The sequence below is a fragment of the Streptococcus oralis SK304 genome (assembly GCF_000287715.1).
GTDB classification, from domain to species: Bacteria; Bacillota; Bacilli; order Lactobacillales; family Streptococcaceae; genus Streptococcus; species Streptococcus oralis_Y.
Genome location: NZ_ALJN01000006.1, coordinates 1 through 16,858, shown reverse-complemented (window position 1 = coordinate 16,858; position 16,858 = coordinate 1). Strand labels below are relative to the sequence as shown.

Sequence of the window (16,858 nt, the reverse complement as noted above, 5' to 3'; positions counted from 1 at the left end):
AAAAATCCCATTTGTGGTGACAAAAAGGATTCTCATTCATCGGGCCTTACTGCCCGTTGTTTTTATATTAGTAAAGGAGTTCGTAGATCTCCATTGCAATCAAATCAATGCTATCAAAAGTATAAGTTTCACGAGCCTCTACATCGCGAAGGGTAAAGAGTGATCCGTTTTCTTCGTCGTGGCTGTAGGCAACTTCTGCGACAACAACACCTTCACGTTCAAAATTACGTTTTAGATTTCCACCATCTTTTGTCATTGCTTCTAGGCGGTTAATGATTCTAACCAAATGTGATTCCATTTTGATTCTCCTCCATTTCTTATCGTTTCTATTTTACCATAAACAAGAGGTAGTTGACTAGAAAAAAACTGTGATTTCTCTCTATTTCTCTGTTCTAACAAGTTAGTTGTTAAAATTGGTGAAAAAGGATTGAATTTTAATTCAATTCATGTTATAATCATACAATCTAATACATAGAAAGTTGATTGAATATGAATTTTTCTTTTTTACCAAAGTATTTACCTTATTTTAATTATGGTGCTCTGATTACCGTGTTAATTTCCATCTTTGTTGTCTGCTTAGGAACTATTATAGGTGTGTTACTGGCCTTTGCTCAGCGATCACGCTTTAAACCGCTCGTTTGGTTTGCCAATGTGTATGTTTGGATCTTCCGTGGAACTCCGATGATGGTTCAGATTATGATTGCCTTTGCTCTTATGCATATCAATGCTCCGACTATCCAAGTGGGAATTTTAGGAGTTGATTTTTCTCGTTTGATTCCTGGTATTCTGATTATTTCTATGAATAGTGGAGCTTACGTTTCAGAAACTGTTCGTGCAGGGATCAATGCGGTTCCTAAAGGGCAGTTAGAGGCCGCATATTCTTTAGGTATTCGTCCGAAAAATGCCATGCGTTATGTCATTTTGCCACAAGCTATCAAAAATATTCTTCCAGCTCTGGGAAATGAATTTATCACCATTATCAAGGATAGTTCCCTCTTGTCTGCGATTGGGGTGATGGAGTTGTGGAATGGTGCAACGACTGTAGCGACAACAACTTATTTACCGTTGACTCCCCTTTTATTTGCAGCCTTTTACTATTTGATTATGACCTCTGTTTTGACAGTGGCGTTGAAAGCATTTGAAAAACATATTGGACAAGGAGACAAGAAATAATGACAGAAACCTTGATTAAAATTGAAGAATTACATAAGTCTTTTGGGAAAAATGAAGTTTTAAAAGGCATCAACCTTGAGATTAAACGAGGAGAAGTTGTGGTCATTATCGGTCCGTCAGGTAGCGGGAAGTCAACTCTACTTCGTTCGATGAATCTCCTTGAAGAAGCAAGTAAAGGTAAGGTTATCTTTGAAGGAGTTGATATCACTGATAAGAAAAATGACCTTTTTGCTATGCGTGAAAAGATGGGCATGGTATTCCAACAATTCAACCTCTTTCCCAATATGACAGTGATGGAAAATATCACTTTGTCACCAATTAAAACCAAAGGAGAAAGCAAGGAAGTTGCGGAGAAAAGAGCACAGGAACTGTTAGAAAAAGTTGGCTTGCCAGATAAGGCGACGGCCTATCCACAGAGTTTGTCAGGTGGTCAGCAACAACGGATTGCCATTGCACGTGGACTTGCTATGGAACCAGATGTTTTGCTTTTTGATGAGCCGACTTCAGCCCTAGACCCTGAGATGGTTGGAGAAGTTCTAGCTGTGATGCAAGACCTTGCCAAGTCGGGGATGACTATGGTGATTGTGACGCATGAAATGGGCTTTGCGCGTGAGGTAGCAGACCATGTTATCTTTATGGCGGATGGAGTTGTTGTCGAAGATGGAACGCCTGAGAAGATTTTCGATCAAACAAAAGAACAACGGACCAAGGAATTTTTGAGTAAAGTTTTGTAAGACCTCATTTTTAGAAGAAATGGAGTAGGCATCATGGCTTCCAGTAAAGAATATTTAGATTTTATTCTCGAACAGCTATCATAAGCTAGAGGAGATGAGTTATCGTCCAATGATGGGAGAGTATATCCTTTATTATCGTGGGAAGATTATTGGGGGAATCTATGATAATCGTTTGTTACTGAAGCCTGTGAAGGTGGTCATGGATCAACTGGGACAGACTAGGCTTGAACGTCCTTATGAAGGAGCCAAAGAGATGATTTTGATAGAAGACCTTGAAGATAAGTCATTTCTAATGAGATTAATTAAGGATATGTATGAAGTCTTACCGGCTCCTAAAGTTTAAAAAGAAAGCATGACAGATTTGCCTAATATAAATAGGTAAAAAAGCTCGATAAGGGCTTTTTCTTATAGTTTTTGACTATAAGGTCCATTAGTCAAGAAATGTTAGAATGACAAGGTATTTTTTGTTATAATAGGGGATATCTGATAGAAAAGAGAAGAGATATGGCACAGATTATTGATGGGAAGGCTCTTGCGGCTAAGTTACAAGGACAGTTGGCTGAAAAGACTGCCAAACTAAAAGAAGAAACAGGTTTAGTTCCAGGATTGGTAGTGATTTTGGTGGGGGACAATCCTGCCAGCCAAGTCTACGTTCGTAATAAGGAACGGTCAGCTCTCGCTACTGGCTTCCGTAGTGAAGTAGTGCGAGTTCCAGAGACCATTACCCAAGCGGAATTGTTAGACTTGATTTCCAAATACAATCAAGATCCAGCTTGGCATGGGATTTTGGTCCAGTTACCTTTACCAAAACATATTGACGAAGAGGCAGTTTTATTAGCCATTGACCCCGAAAAAGACGTGGATGGTTTCCATCCGCTAAACATGGGACGCTTATGGTCTGGGCATCCAGTTATGATTCCTTCGACACCTGCAGGAATTATGGAAATGTTTCATGAGTATGGGATTGATCTAGAAGGTAAAAATGCGGTTGTTATCGGTCGTTCAAATATTGTCGGAAAGCCAATGGCTCAGCTTCTTTTGGCTAAAAATGCGACTGTGACCTTGACTCACTCACGCACCCATAACCTTGCCAAGGTAGCTGCTAAAGCAGATATTCTTGTGGTTGCAATCGGTCGCGCTAAGTTTGTGACTGCTGACTTTGTCAAACCAGGAGCGGTTGTCATTGACGTTGGGATGAACCGAGATGAAAACGGCAAGCTTTGCGGAGATGTTGATTATGATGCCATTGTACCACTTGCTAGTCACATCACACCTGTACCGGGTGGAGTTGGTCCTATGACCATTACCATGCTGATGGAGCAAACCTATCAGGCAGCGCTTCGAACACTAAACAAGGACTAGGAAGATGAAATTCGTATTTGACCTGGATGGAACGCTATCTTTTGACTACATGACCATAGATGAGGAGATTAAGCAGGTTCTTTTAAAGGCTAGCGATTATGGACATGAGGTTGTATTTGCCTCAGCTCGCTCATATCGGGATTGTCTGGGCTTATTAGGTACCGATCTCAGTCAGCGCTTGGTCATAGGGTTGAATGGAGGCGTAGCCTATCATCTGGGGAAGGCTGTTTTCGAAAGGAATCTCGATACTAGAGTTTATCAGGCGCTAGTGGATTATTGCCTGACCTATAATCTCCCTTTCTTTGCAGATGATTGCTTTGACTATAGTGGTCAGATCGTGGAGAAGATTCCATTTATCTCTAGTGTGGATCCCCTAAAGGTAGCTCGTCATCAGAAACTCGAGGACTTGGGTACTCCGATTAAGGTAGTCGTTTATATGGGCGACCATGAGGATTTGCTTGATGACCTGCTTGGTCAGCTAGAAAGACTGGGGCAGGCTCATCTGTCCTATCATGCTCATGAAAAGTGCCTTTATGTCAACCCCTGGGATACTCATAAGGCGAAAACTGTTGAAAAATTGTGTGGAGAGAACTTCATTGCTTTTGGAAATGACCAAAATGATATTGAACTGTTTAAAACATCTCTCTACTCTGTCCAGATAGGAGATTTTGCTGGCCTTAGTCCATATGCAGATGAAATGTTTGAGCTAAAAGGAGAACCTTCTCCAGCAGTGGCAGCTAAAATCTTACAGACCTTTGCGGAATTTAAGGGAAAATAGATAAAAGGAGGTCTGAACCTCCTTTTGTAGTATAATGGAGTGAGAGGAAAATAACGATGAAAGTGATTGATCAAACTTTACTAGAAAAAGTCATTATTGAACGTTCTCGTCACAGTCATAAGGGAGATTACGGTCGTCTGCTCTTGCTGGGAGGGACCTATCCTTATGGGGGAGCTATCATCATGTCAGCCATTGCAGCTGTCAAAAGTGGGGCAGGGTTGGTGACTGTTGGCACGGATAAGGAGAATATTCCGGCTCTGCATAGCCATTTGCCTGAGGCCATGGCTTTTTCTCTTCAAGACCAGCAATTGTTAAAAGAACAGTTAGAAAAGGCAGAAGTTGTCTTGTTAGGTCCGGGTTTGCGAGAGGATGCATTTGGAGATAAACTCGTAAAACGGGTTTTTGATAAGCTCAGAAATGACCAGATTTTGATTGCAGATGGTGGTGCTTTGGGCATCTTAGCAAAAGGCAAGTTACCATTTCCTTCCAGTCAGCTCATCCTAACTCCCCACCAAAAGGAATGGGAAAGACTGTCTGGTATAGTTCTTGACCATCAAAATACAGAGACGACTGCTAGGGCTCTTTCAGCTTTTCCTCAAGAAACGATTCTTATCGAGAAAAGTCCAGCAACTCGTATCTGGCAAGCTGGTCAGTCTGAATATTATCAGTTACAGGTTGGAGGCCCCTATCAAGCAACTGGTGGGATGGGAGATACTCTAGCTGGGATGATTGCTGGTTTTGCAGGTCAGTTTCACCAAGTCAGTCTCTATGAGAGAGTGGTGGTAGCGACTCACCTTCATTCAGCTATCGCGCAAGAACTAGCTCAAGAAAATTACCTTGTCTTGCCTACCGAAATTAGTAAAGCTCTTCCGAAAACAATGAAAAAAATATCTCAAAAAGGCAGCTAATACCTTGGTTGTCTTTTTATGTTGACGTAGGTTTGTTGATAAGGTTTTCAAATACCTCAGAACCAGCAATCAACTGCTGAATTTACGAGGAATTCTCACTTTTAAGGTCTTGATTTTTACTCAAACTCAAAAGAAAAGCGAGATTGTTATCAAAGTTGAGGGGTGTCAAATCATGCTTTTTTTGATATAATTTTTAATGATGAATGCAAGAAATGATCGGTATGTGGTCGTTGATTTAGAGGCGACCAGCACCGGAAGCAAGGCAAAAATTATTCAAGTAGGCATTGTGGTGATTGAGAATGGTGAAATCATCGATCAGTATGCGACTGATGTCAATCCCCATGAACCCTTGGATTCTCATATCAAAGAATTAACGGGTCTGACCGATCAGCGTTTGGCTGCGGCACCAGAGTTTTCTCAGGTGGCCGGAAAAATTTTTGAATTGGTTAAGGACGGTATTTTTGTTGCGCACAATGTACAGTTTGATGCCAACCTTCTTGCGGAATTTCTCTTTTTTGAAGGATATGAATTGCGCACACCGCGAGTGGATACAGTTGAGCTTGCCCAAGTTCTGTATCCTCAGTTTGAAAAGTATAACTTAGGTATCCTTTGTCAAGAGTTGGGCATTGAGCTGGAACATGCCCATACTGCCCTGTCAGATGCTCAGGCAACAGCTGAACTCTTGCTTTACATGCGTCAAAAACTTTTTGAGCTACCTAAAGGGCTTTTAGAAAGCTTGTTAGACCTTGCAGACAACCTTCTCTATGAAAGTTATCTGGTGATTGAGGAGGTTTACCAGCAACAATCTCTCTTATCTTCGCCCGACTTGATGGAGCTTCATGGGCTTTTCCTCAAAAAGGAAAGCAAAGCCTTAGTCCCACGAAAGTTATCCAAAGATTTTGCTAAAAATATTTCTTTATTGGGGCTGGAGGACCGTCCGCAACAGCTGGATTTTGCGGAGAAGATTGAGCAATTATTGGAAGAACACCAGACATCCTTTATCCAAGCTCAAACGGGACTGGGCAAGACTTATGGTTATCTCCTCCCTGCTTTGAACTTGGAGAGTCAAACAGGTATCCTAGTGAGTGTTCCGACCAAAATTCTTCAAAATCAAATCATGCAAGAAGAAGGTCAGCGCTTAAAAGAGGTCTTCCATCTGGAGATTCATAGTCTCAAGGGGCCTCAAAATTACTTGAAATTGGATGCCTTTCACCGAGTCCTCCATCGACCGGAGTCCAATCGCCTTTTCACACGTTTTAAAATGCAACTGCTCATCTGGTTAACAGAGACAGAGACTGGTGACTTGGACGAAATCGGGCAGCTTTATCGCTACCAGCACTTTCTGCCGGAACTAGTCCACGATGGTAAGCTTTCAAAGAAAAGTTTATTTGCTACAGAGGATTTTTGGAAACGAGGGCAGGAAAAGGCCAAGACCAGTCGCGTTCTCTTGACTAATCATGCCTATCTGGTCACTCGTTTGGAAGACAATCCAGAGTTTGTTGACAACCGTTTGGTAATTTTGGATGAAGCTCAAAAAATGCTGCTAGCCCTTGAAAATCTAGCCCAGCAGGCTTATCGCCTTGAGGAACTTGTAACCCAGCTTGATAAGTCCATAGAGTCAGAGGAAGATTTGGTTCAGAAACGCTTGCTTGAGAGTATCGGATTTGAATGTCGTTACTTGATGGAGCACTATCAGTCAGGTCTGAAGAATGGAAAGTGGTTGGATTCTCTCGAACACTTGCGCCAGCATTTTTCGGAGTTAGCTCTCCCAGAGTATCGAGAACTTGCAAACTTTTTCACCTCGGACCGTGAATTTTGGCTTGCTACAGCAGAGAAATCGATCAAGGATGTCTTGATTTGTTCAAGTAAAAAAGGCCGCTTTATACTAGCAGACCTATTGCCAGAAGATTGTAGGCTCCTAGGAGTATCGGCCACTCTTGAAATCAGTAATCGGGTTTCCTTAGCAGATTTGTTGGGATTTCCAGATGCTCCGCTTGTTAAGCTTGATGTAGCAAAACAGGAGCAACAAGAAGTCTTTCTAGTCAATGACTTTCCTCTTGTGACAGAAGTTTCGCCTTTTGACTATGCTAGTGAAGTGGCTTCTGTCATTCGAAGGTTACAGGCCTTTCAAGAACCCTTATTGGTTTTGTTTACTTCAAAAGAAATGCTGCTGGCAGTTTCGGACCTGCTCGACCAACCGCATCTAGCTCAGTATAAAAATGGGGAACCAAGCCAACTGAAAAAACGTTTTGAAAAAGGCGAACGCCAGATCTTGCTCGGAACAGGTAGTTTCTGGGAAGGAGTTGACTTTTCTACCCATCCTTGCGTAATCCAAGTGATTCCGAGATTGCCTTTCCAAAATCCCCAAGAACCGTTAACCAAAAAATTAAACCAAGAACTGCGTCAAGAAGGGAAGAATCCTTTCTATGATTATCAGTTACCGATGGCGATCATTCGGTTAAAGCAAGCCCTTGGTCGTACTGTTAGACGATCTGACCAAGGTTCGATTGCTCTAATCTTAGACAGTCGTGTCGTTAGCAAGCGTTACGGCAAACAAATTGCTCAGGCCTTGTCAAAAGAAAGGGCTGTTCAGGTTCTTTCTAGAGAACAGCTAGAGCCTGCTGTAGCTGATTTTCTCCAATCTCGTCGCAATAGAATGAAAGAAAAATCCAAGAAAGAGAAAAGGTAAAAAATATGAAACGTTCCTTCGACTCTCGAGTCGATTATAGCCTCCTCCTACCAGTGTTTTGTTTACTGGTGATTGGAGTAGTGGCCATTTATATAGCAGTTAGTCATGACTATCCAAATAATGTATTACCAATTCTAGGTCAGCAAATCGCTTGGATTGCCTTGGGGCTTGTCATTGGATTTGTGGTCATGTTCTTTAATACCGAGTTTTTATGGAAGGTGACTCCCTATCTTTATGGTCTAGGGTTGGCTTTGATGGTCCTCCCCCTTGTTTTCTACAATCCAAATCTTGTAGCGTCAACAGGTGCCAAGAACTGGGTATCGATTGGTGGAACGACACTTTTCCAGCCATCGGAATTCATGAAGATTTCCTATATCTTGATGTTGGCTCGAGCCATTGTAAGATTCACTCAAAAACACAAGGAATGGCGACGGACTATTCCCTTGGATTTCCTATTGATTGGTTGGATGATCGCCTTTACCATACCAGTCTTGATCCTCTTAGCCCTACAAAGTGACTTGGGGACTGCCTTGGTCTTTGTAGCTATTTTTGCAGGCATGGTCCTCCTTTCAGGTGTTTCGTGGAAGATCATCATTCCTGTTTTTGCGACAGGAGTGACTGCAGTTGCAGGCTTCATGGCCATCTTTATAAGCAAGGATGGACGTGCCTTCTTGCATCAGATTGGGATGCCAACTTACCAGATCAACCGCATCTTGGCTTGGCTCAATCCCTTTGACTTTGCACAAACAACAACATATCAACAGGCGCAGGGACAAATTGCGATTGGAAGTGGTGGCTTGTTTGGGCAAGGTTTCAATGTGTCCAATCTCCTCATTCCAGTACGTGAGAGTGATATGATTTTCACGGTGATTGCTGAGGATTTTGGCTTCATTGGTTCGGTCTTTGTCGTTGCCTTGTACTTACTTCTCATCTATCGGATGTTGAAGATTACTCTCAGGTCAAATAACCAGTTCTACACCTACATTTCGACTGGTTTTATCATGATGTTGCTCTTCCATATCTTTGAAAATATCGGTGCCGTGACAGGCTTACTTCCTTTGACAGGGATTCCTCTACCTTTCATCTCTCAAGGGGGCTCCGCAATTATTAGCAACCTCATTGGTGTCGGTCTCCTCTTATCTATGAGTTACCAGACCAATCTAGCAGAGGAGAAAAGTGGAAAAGTTCCATTCAAACGAAAGAAAGTCGTTCTAAAACAAATCAAATAAGGAGGCCACTATGACAAAAGTTGCAGTTATCTTAGCACAGGGTTTTGAAGAAATTGAAGCCTTGACAGTAGTCGATGTCTTGCGCCGAGTAAACATTTCTTGTGATATGGTAGGATTTGAAGAGCAGGTGACAGGATCACATGGCATACAGGTAAAAGCCGACCGTATCTTTGATGGTGATTTGTCCGACTATGACTTGGTAGTTCTTCCAGGTGGCATGCCAGGCTCAGCTCACCTACGGGATAATCCAGCCCTCATTTCTGAGATTAAAGCCTTTGACCAAGCAGGAAAGAAAATTGCAGCCATCTGTGCAGCTCCAATCGTCCTTCATCAAGCAGGTGTCCTGAAAGACAAGCACTTTACCTGCTATGACGGTGTTCAGGAAAACATCAGTGACGGAATTTACCGAAAGGAAACAGTAGTTGTGGATGGCAATCTAATAACTAGCCGAGGACCGTCAACTGCCCTTGCCTTTGCCTATGAGCTGGTAGAGCAGTTGGGAGGAGATGCAGAAAGTTTACGAGTCGGCATGCTCTATCAAGATGTCTTTGGAAATTAACAGTAAGACGAGAGTTCGGCTCTCGTTTTTGCTTGGAAAAATCTAGGAAATCATCGCTTTTTTCGTAAAAAGATGGTATAATGAAGGGTATGAAATATCACGACTATATATGGGATTTAGGTGGTACCCTATTGGATAACTATGAGACTTCTACAGCAGCCTTTGTAGAGACCTTAGCCCAATACGGAATAGAGCAAGAACACGACCGTGTTTACGGAGCCTTGAAGGTTTCGACAGCTTTTGCTATCGAGAAGTTTGCCCCAGACATCGAGAATTTTTTAGAAAACTACAAAGAAAATGAAGCGCGTGAGCTAGAATACCCAGTTTTGTTTGAGGGAATTCCAGAACTACTCAAAGACATTTCTGACAAGGGTGGCCGTCATTTCTTAGTTTCTCATCGAAATGACCAAGTTCTAGAACTTCTTGCAAAGACTCAGATAGCTGACTATTTCACAGAAGTTGTGACTGCCAGTTCCGGTTTCAAACGAAAACCAGATCCTGAGTCCATGATTTATTTACGTGATAAATATCATATTACATCTGGTTTGGTCATTGGAGACAGGAATATTGATGTAGAAGCAGGGAAAGCTGCCGGCTTAGATGCCTATCTTTTTAAAAACGTTGTGACACTGAGACAAGCAATAGACATGTAAGAAAAGGGAAAAAATGACAGAAGAAATCAAAAATCAACAGGCACAGGATTATGATGCCAGTCAAATTCAAGTTTTGGAGGGGTTGGAAGCCGTTCGTATGCGTCCAGGTATGTATATTGGGTCGACTTCAAAAGAAGGCCTTCACCATCTAGTCTGGGAAATCGTTGATAATTCAATTGATGAAGCCCTAGCAGGATTTGCCAGTCATATCCAAGTCCTTATTGAGCCAGATAATTCCATCACTGTTGTAGATGATGGGCGTGGAATTCCTGTTGACATTCAGGAAAAGACAGGACGTCCTGCTGTTGAGACCGTCTTTACTGTTCTTCACGCTGGAGGAAAGTTCGGCGGTGGCGGATACAAGGTCTCAGGTGGATTGCACGGTGTGGGGTCATCAGTAGTAAATGCCCTTTCAACTCAACTAGATGTTCGGGTTCATAAAAACGGAAAAATTTATTATCAAGAATACCACCGTGGGAATGTCGTTGCTGATCTTGAGGTGGTTGGAGATACGGATAGAACCGGAACAACAGTTCACTTCACGCCGGACCCAGAGATTTTTACAGAAACAACGACCTTTGACTTTGAAAAATTAAACAAACGTATTCAAGAACTAGCCTTTTTGAACCGAGGTCTTCGAATTTCCATCACAGATAAGCGTGAAGGTCTCGAACAGACTAAACAATATCACTATGAGGGTGGGATTGCTAGCTACGTTGAATATATTAACGAGAACAAGGATGTTATCTTTGATACACCAATCTACACAGACGGTGAGATGGATGATATCACAGTTGAAGTAGCCATGCAGTACACAACTGGTTACCACGAAAACGTCATGAGTTTCGCCAATAATATTCACACCCATGAAGGTGGAACGCATGAGCAAGGTTTCCGTACAGCACTGACGCGTGTTATCAATGATTATGCCCGCAAAAATAAGCTGCTAAAAGACAATGAAGACAACCTAACAGGGGAAGATGTCCGTGAAGGTTTGACTGCTGTGATCTCTGTCAAGCATCCAAACCCGCAGTTTGAAGGACAAACCAAGACCAAACTGGGCAATAGTGAAGTGGTCAAGATCACCAATCGCCTCTTCAGCGATGCCTTCTCTGATTTTCTCATGGAAAATCCACAGATTGCCAAGCGTATCGTGGAAAAAGGAATTTTGGCTGCCAAGGCTCGTGTGGCTGCCAAGCGTGCGCGTGAAGTCACTCGTAAAAAATCTGGTTTGGAAATTTCCAATCTTCCAGGAAAACTAGCAGACTGTTCTTCTAACAACCCAGCTGAAACCGAACTCTTCATCGTCGAAGGGGACTCAGCTGGTGGATCAGCCAAATCTGGTCGTAACCGTGAGTTCCAAGCTATCTTACCAATTCGTGGTAAGATCTTGAACGTTGAAAAGGCTAGCATGGATAAAATTCTTGCTAACGAAGAAATTCGGAGTCTCTTCACAGCCATGGGGACAGGATTTGGTGCAGAATTTGATGTCACTAAGGCTCGTTACCAAAAACTCGTTTTGATGACTGATGCCGATGTTGATGGAGCCCACATTCGAACTCTCTTGCTAACCTTGATTTACCGCTACATGAAACCAATCCTAGAAGCTGGTTATGTTTATATTGCCCAACCACCGATTTATGGGGTTAAAGTTGGAAGTGAGATCAAAGAATACATCCAGCCAGGTACAGATCAAGAAATTAAACTCCAAGAAGCCTTAGTACGTCATAGTGAAGGGCGCTCAAAGCCAACCATCCAACGTTATAAGGGATTAGGAGAAATGGATGACCACCAATTGTGGGAAACAACCATGGATCCAGAACATCGCTTGATGGCGCGTGTTTCAGTAGATGATGCTGCTGAAGCAGATAGAATCTTTGATATGTTGATGGGCGATCGGGTAGAGCCTCGTCGCGAATTTATCGAAGAAAACGCTGTTTACAGTACACTTGACGTCTAAAAAATGTGGGAAATAGTTCCCTTGGTTTAAAAAATATGATATAATCATTACGATTGTTTCTAGTATAAAAGGAGTTTGATATGTCTAATGGACAACTAATTTATCTAATGGTTGCGATTGCGGTCATTCTGATTTTAGCTTATGTAACAGCCATTTTCCTACGTAAGCGTAATGTAAGCAGATTAACGGCGCTTGAAGAAAGAAAAGAAGAACTCTACAACCTTCCTGTAAATGATGAGGTTGAAGCCGTTAAAAATATGCACTTGATTGGTCAAAGTCAGGTAACCTTTCGTGAATGGAATCAAAAATGGGTTGATTTATCTCTGAACTCATTTGCAGACATCGAAAATCACCTCTTTGAAGCTGAAAACTACAATAATTCTTTCCGTTTCTTTAAAGCAACTCACAAGATTGATCAAATTGAAAGCCAGATTAGTTTGATTGAAGAAGACATTGCAGCTATTCGCAATGCCCTTTCTGAACTTGAAAAGCAAGAATCTAAGAACAGTGGTCGCGTCCTACATGCTTTGGACTTATTTGAAACCCTTCAACATACGGTTGCAGAGGACGCAGAGAAATATGGAAAAGCTCTTCCTGAGATTGAGAAACAATTGGAAAATATCCAATCGGAATTCTCTCAATTCGTTACCCTTAACTCATCAGGTGACCCAGTTGAAGCTGCAGCAATCTTAGATGATACTGAAAATCATATTCTTGCTCTAACGCATATTGTTGATCGGATTCCAGCTCTTGTTGAAACCTTGACAATGGAATTACCAGACCAATTAGCAGATTTGGAAGAAGGCTATCGTAAGCTTTTGGATGCCAACTATCACTTTGCTGAAACAGATATTGAGTCACGTTTTCAACTTTTGCATGAATCTTTGAAGAATAATCAAGAAAACATTCGTCAGTTGGAGTTGGACAATGCAGAGTATGAAAATAATCGCATTCAAGAAGAAATCAATGCGCTTTACAATATCTTCACTCGCGAAATTGCAGCTCAAAAAGTGGTTGAAAGTCTTCTTTCGACATTACCAACTTATCTCAACCACTTGAAAGAAAATAATCAGGTGCTTGTTCAAGACCTTGAACGCTTGACTAAAACCTACCTTCTTCCTGAAAGCGATGGAAATCATGTTCGTCGTCTTCAAGCAGAATTGGCTGCACTTGATACGGCAATCATGGAAGTGACAGAGGATCAAGGTGAGTCAACACAAGCCTACTCTGCTCTTGAAGAACAGTTGGAAATGCTTCAAAGCAATCTCAAAGATATTGAAGATGAGCAAATTTCTGTGAGCGAACGACTTGCGCAAATTGAAAAAGATGACCTCAATGCTCGCCAAAAAGCAAATGTCTATGTGAATCGTTTGCACACTATCAAACGTTACATGGAGAAGCGAAACTTACCAGGAATCCCTCAAAGTTTCTTGAAACTCTTCTTTACTGCAAGTCATAACACTGAAGATTTGATGGCGGAGCTAGAACAACCGCAGGTTAATATTGAATCTGTTAAGCGAATTCTTGAAATTGCAACGAATGATATGGTAGTACTTGAGACAGAAACATATGACATTGTTCAGTATGCAACTTTGACAGAGCAACTTCTTCAATACTCAAATCGCTACCGTTCATTTGATGAACGCATCCAAGAGGCTTTCAACGAAGCACTTGAAATTTTTGAGAAAGAGTTTGACTATCGGGCATCATTTGAGAAGATTTCCCAAGCCTTGGAAGTTGCAGAACCAGGAGTTACAAATCGTTTTGTGACTTCATATGAAAAAACACGTGAAGTAATTCGCTTTTAAAATAGAAGCTTAGAGAACTCTAAGCTTTTTCTTTATTTTTTGAAATGGAGCTAGATTACCTGTTTATCATTGAAATAATAGCTTTGATTTGATATGATGGAAATATGAAGAAAAATATGAACCGTGTTTCTCACGATAAAAAGAGAAGTATATTGCTTTCCTTTGTTGGGATCTTAGGAATCGCTATGATTCTTTTAGGAAGTGCCATTGGCTACAAGGTTCTACAAAAGCAATCTTATGAACAAAAAATTGAAGCATTAAAAAGCGAAAAGGACCAGCAATTCAACTCAGGTAGTCAGAAGGACCATTTCCGAAAAGGGCAAGCTGAGGTGATTGCCTACTACCCTCTGCAAGGAGAGGAAGTCATTGCGTCTATTAGAGAAAAAATCAACCAGGATATCAAAGAAAAGCTAGAAGATAAAGAGGATTTGGTCTTTTATTATACTGAGCAGCTGGATCCCGTCCTAAAGGGAGTTGTTACTCGTAATATCAGTAAGCAAGTCTACGATTTGTCTGCATCTAAGGTTGAAGAAAAAGAAAAGACTTCTTTAGGAAAAATTTTCTTGACTGAAGATGGGAAAGATTTTGACCTCAGCAAACTCTTCAAAGATGCAAGCAAGGCTAAGGAACTCTTACTGAGTCAGGTCAAATCAACTCTAGAAGATAAGAAACTTGACCAGGCAAAAATTGATCAAGTTGTAAAAAACTTCACAGATCAGGACTTATCATCTTGGAGTTTTGATTATAAAGATAGTCAAATCATTCTTTATCCTGCTAATTCTGAAGAGACTGTTGAAGAAATTGCTTTACCAATATCCAGTTTCTTTGATGTCATTGAGTCCTCTTATCTATTAGAAAAGGATTCGGAACTCTACCAATCTTACTTTGCTAAGAAAAATAAAAAGGTTGTAGCCTTGACCTTTGATGATGGTCCAAATCCGACTACAACTCCACAAGCTTTGGATACCTTGGCTAAGTACGGTGTAAAGGCAACCTTCTTTGTACTTGGAAAAAACATAGCAGGAAATGAAAATCTTCTGAAACGAATGAAATCGGAAGGCCATGTTGTGGGAAATCATAGCTGGGATCATCCTGTCCTTTCTAAATTATCCCTCGAAGATGCTAAAAAGCAAATCACTGATACAGAAAATTTGTTAACTCAAGTTTTAGGATCAAGCTCTAAACTGATGCGCCCACCTTATGGTGCCATCACTGATGATATTCGAAATAGTCTTGATTTGAGTTTTATCATGTGGGATGTGGATAGTTTAGACTGGAAGAGTAAGAATGAAGCTGCTATTTTGACAGAAATTCAACACCAAGTTCGTAATGGTTCTATCATTCTCATGCACGATATCCATGGTCCTTCTGTTAATTCTCTACCAAGTGTCATTGAGTATCTAAAGGGTGAAGGGTATACATTTGTGACCGTTCCTGAATTGCTCAATTCTCGCTTGAAAGCTCACGAGATGTATTACGATCGTGATCAATAATTGTTAAAATCTAAAGGGGCAAGTGTACTGCTAATCAGGACTTTGTTTCTTTAGATTTTCTTCACATAGAAAGGAAAAACGATGAAATCATATACCCTTAATAATGGAGTTTCAATTCCTGTTCTAGGATTTGGAACATGGAAGGCTGAAAATGGAGAAGTAGCCTACCAAGCTGTTTTAGAAGCCTTAAAGGCTGGTTATCGTCATATCGATACTGCAGCTATCTATAAAAATGAGGAAAGTGTTGGTCGTGCTATTCGAGATAGCGGTGTTCCACGCCAAGAAATCTTTGTAACGACTAAACTTTGGAATACTAATCACAGCTATGATGAAACTCGCCAAGCATTTGAAGAATCAATGGAAAAACTGGGATTGGATTATCTAGATTTGTACCTTATCCATTGGCCAAATCCAAAACCACTAAGAGAAAATGACGAATGGAAAACTCGCAATGCTGAAGTCTGGCGATCGATGGAGGATCTTTACAAAGAAGGCAAAATCCGTGCTATCGGCGTTAGTAATTTCCTTCCCCATCATTTGGATGCCTTGCTTGAGACAGTAAGAGTCATTCCGGCGGTCAATCAGGTACGCTTGGCACCAGGAGTTTATCAAGAGGAAGTGGTTGACTACTGTAAAGAGAAAGGAATTCTCTTAGAGGCTTGGGGGCCTTTTGGGCAAGGGGAGTTGTTTGAACAGAAAGAAGTCCAAGAAATTGCTACTAAGCATGGGAAATCAGTGGCTCAAATTGCCTTGGCTTGGAGTTTGGCAGAAGGATTTTTACCTCTACCTAAGTCAGTGACAGCCTCTCGCATACAGAGCAATCTTGACTGTTTTGGAATTGAACTCAGCAAAGACGAGCGAGAAGTCTTAAAGACAATTTCAGTGACTTCGGGCGCACCACGTGTGGATGAGATGGATTTTTAGTTTGTATAATCTATTTATACCGAAATAACAAAGACTAGGAATTTTAAATCCTAGTCTTTTTTGCATCTTGAATATACAATATAAGTACACAATAAAAACTCATAAGATGGGTACTGCCCCCATAAAATGAGACACAAGAAAAACACTCCTGTTGAAAATGAACTGCACCCCAAAAGTTAGACAGAAAAAATCTAACTTTTGGGGTGTTTTTATTATGAAATTGAGTTATGAAGATAAAGTTCAGATCTATGAACTTAGAAAACAAGGATATAGCTTAGAGAAGCTTTCAAATAAATTTGGGATAAACAATTCTAATCTTAGATACATGATTAAATTGATTAATCGTTACTATTCTCCTGAATTAAAACAAGAAATGATTAATAAAGTCTTACATGAAGGCTGGACTAAAGATAGAGTTTCTCTTGAATACGGTCTCCCAAGTCGTACGATACTTCTTAATTGGCTGGCGCAATACAGGAAAAACGGGTATACTATTGTTGAGAAAACAAGAGGGAGACCAGCTAAAATGGGACATAAACGGAAGAAAACCTAGGAAGAAATGACAGAACTAGAGCGACTCCAAGAGGA

Annotated in this window: 14 protein-coding genes and 2 pseudogenes; 15 read left to right on the top strand and 1 reads right to left on the bottom strand. The window is 41.1% G+C overall.

What is annotated here, in order from left to right; genetic code table 11:
* Window positions 1-67: 67 nt before the first annotated feature.
* Window positions 68-298 (bottom strand): DUF1797 family protein, encoded by a 231-nt coding sequence (locus HMPREF1125_RS03370; RefSeq protein ID WP_000443577.1) that lies wholly within the window; start codon window positions 296-298, stop codon window positions 68-70.
* A 191-nt stretch (window positions 299-489) separates the two neighbouring features.
* Between HMPREF1125_RS03370 and HMPREF1125_RS03365 the strand changes: the two genes are divergently transcribed.
* From HMPREF1125_RS03365 to HMPREF1125_RS03295, 15 genes and pseudogenes are all read left to right on the top strand, one after another.
* Window positions 490-1,173: an amino acid ABC transporter permease gene (locus HMPREF1125_RS03365; RefSeq protein ID WP_001011618.1), complete on the top strand. Its 684-nt coding sequence runs from the start codon at window positions 490-492 to the stop codon at window positions 1,171-1,173.
* Window positions 1,173-1,907, top strand: a complete 735-nt coding sequence (locus tag HMPREF1125_RS03360; protein WP_000140924.1) for an amino acid ABC transporter ATP-binding protein — start codon at window positions 1,173-1,175, stop codon at window positions 1,905-1,907. The genes HMPREF1125_RS03365 and HMPREF1125_RS03360 overlap by 1 nt, the downstream gene beginning before the upstream one ends.
* A gap of 33 nt (window positions 1,908-1,940) precedes the next feature.
* Window positions 1,941-2,263 (top strand): annotated as a pseudogene (locus HMPREF1125_RS03355) (TfoX/Sxy family protein).
* 148 nt (window positions 2,264-2,411) lie between these two features.
* A complete protein-coding gene (locus HMPREF1125_RS03350; RefSeq protein WP_000057234.1) occupies window positions 2,412-3,269 on the top strand; it encodes a bifunctional methylenetetrahydrofolate dehydrogenase/methenyltetrahydrofolate cyclohydrolase in 858 nt (285 codons plus the stop codon).
* A 4-nt stretch (window positions 3,270-3,273) separates the two neighbouring features.
* The gene (locus HMPREF1125_RS03345; RefSeq protein WP_000673617.1) at window positions 3,274-4,047 is read left to right on the top strand and encodes an HAD hydrolase family protein; all 774 of its coding nucleotides are present in this window, start codon (window positions 3,274-3,276) and stop codon (window positions 4,045-4,047) included.
* A 56-nt stretch (window positions 4,048-4,103) separates the two neighbouring features.
* Complete coding sequence (locus HMPREF1125_RS03340) at window positions 4,104-4,955, top strand: NAD(P)H-hydrate dehydratase (RefSeq protein WP_000863088.1); 852 nt, start codon at window positions 4,104-4,106, stop codon at window positions 4,953-4,955.
* A 199-nt stretch (window positions 4,956-5,154) separates the two neighbouring features.
* The gene (locus HMPREF1125_RS03335) at window positions 5,155-7,644 is read left to right on the top strand and encodes a bifunctional DnaQ family exonuclease/ATP-dependent helicase (RefSeq protein WP_025172319.1); all 2,490 of its coding nucleotides are present in this window, start codon (window positions 5,155-5,157) and stop codon (window positions 7,642-7,644) included.
* 5 nt (window positions 7,645-7,649) lie between these two features.
* Complete coding sequence (locus HMPREF1125_RS03330) at window positions 7,650-8,873, top strand: FtsW/RodA/SpoVE family cell cycle protein (RefSeq protein ID WP_000830412.1); 1,224 nt, start codon at window positions 7,650-7,652, stop codon at window positions 8,871-8,873.
* Between the two features lie 10 nt (window positions 8,874-8,883).
* Window positions 8,884-9,432 carry a DJ-1 family glyoxalase III gene (locus tag HMPREF1125_RS03325; RefSeq protein ID WP_000169626.1) on the top strand — a complete coding sequence of 183 codons (549 nt, stop codon included), beginning with the start codon at window positions 8,884-8,886 and terminating at the stop codon, window positions 9,430-9,432.
* 89 nt (window positions 9,433-9,521) lie between these two features.
* A complete protein-coding gene (locus tag HMPREF1125_RS03320) occupies window positions 9,522-10,085 on the top strand; it encodes an HAD-IA family hydrolase (RefSeq protein ID WP_025172318.1) in 564 nt (187 codons plus the stop codon).
* A gap of 13 nt (window positions 10,086-10,098) precedes the next feature.
* The gene (gene gyrB / locus HMPREF1125_RS03315) at window positions 10,099-12,045 is read left to right on the top strand and encodes a DNA topoisomerase (ATP-hydrolyzing) subunit B (protein ID WP_000134081.1); all 1,947 of its coding nucleotides are present in this window, start codon (window positions 10,099-10,101) and stop codon (window positions 12,043-12,045) included.
* 80 nt (window positions 12,046-12,125) lie between these two features.
* Window positions 12,126-13,853, top strand: a complete 1,728-nt coding sequence (gene ezrA, locus HMPREF1125_RS03310; RefSeq protein WP_000064801.1) for a septation ring formation regulator EzrA — start codon at window positions 12,126-12,128, stop codon at window positions 13,851-13,853.
* Between the two features lie 104 nt (window positions 13,854-13,957).
* Complete coding sequence (gene pgdA, locus HMPREF1125_RS03305) at window positions 13,958-15,346, top strand: peptidoglycan-N-acetylglucosamine deacetylase PgdA (RefSeq protein WP_000739948.1); 1,389 nt, start codon at window positions 13,958-13,960, stop codon at window positions 15,344-15,346.
* A gap of 81 nt (window positions 15,347-15,427) precedes the next feature.
* Window positions 15,428-16,270, top strand: coding sequence for an aldo/keto reductase (locus HMPREF1125_RS03300; RefSeq protein WP_000844575.1), 843 nt, complete (start codon window positions 15,428-15,430; stop codon window positions 16,268-16,270).
* A gap of 214 nt (window positions 16,271-16,484) precedes the next feature.
* Window positions 16,485-16,820 (top strand): annotated as a pseudogene (locus tag HMPREF1125_RS03295) (IS3 family transposase); the annotation flags it as partial.
* Window positions 16,821-16,858 lie beyond the last annotated feature (38 nt).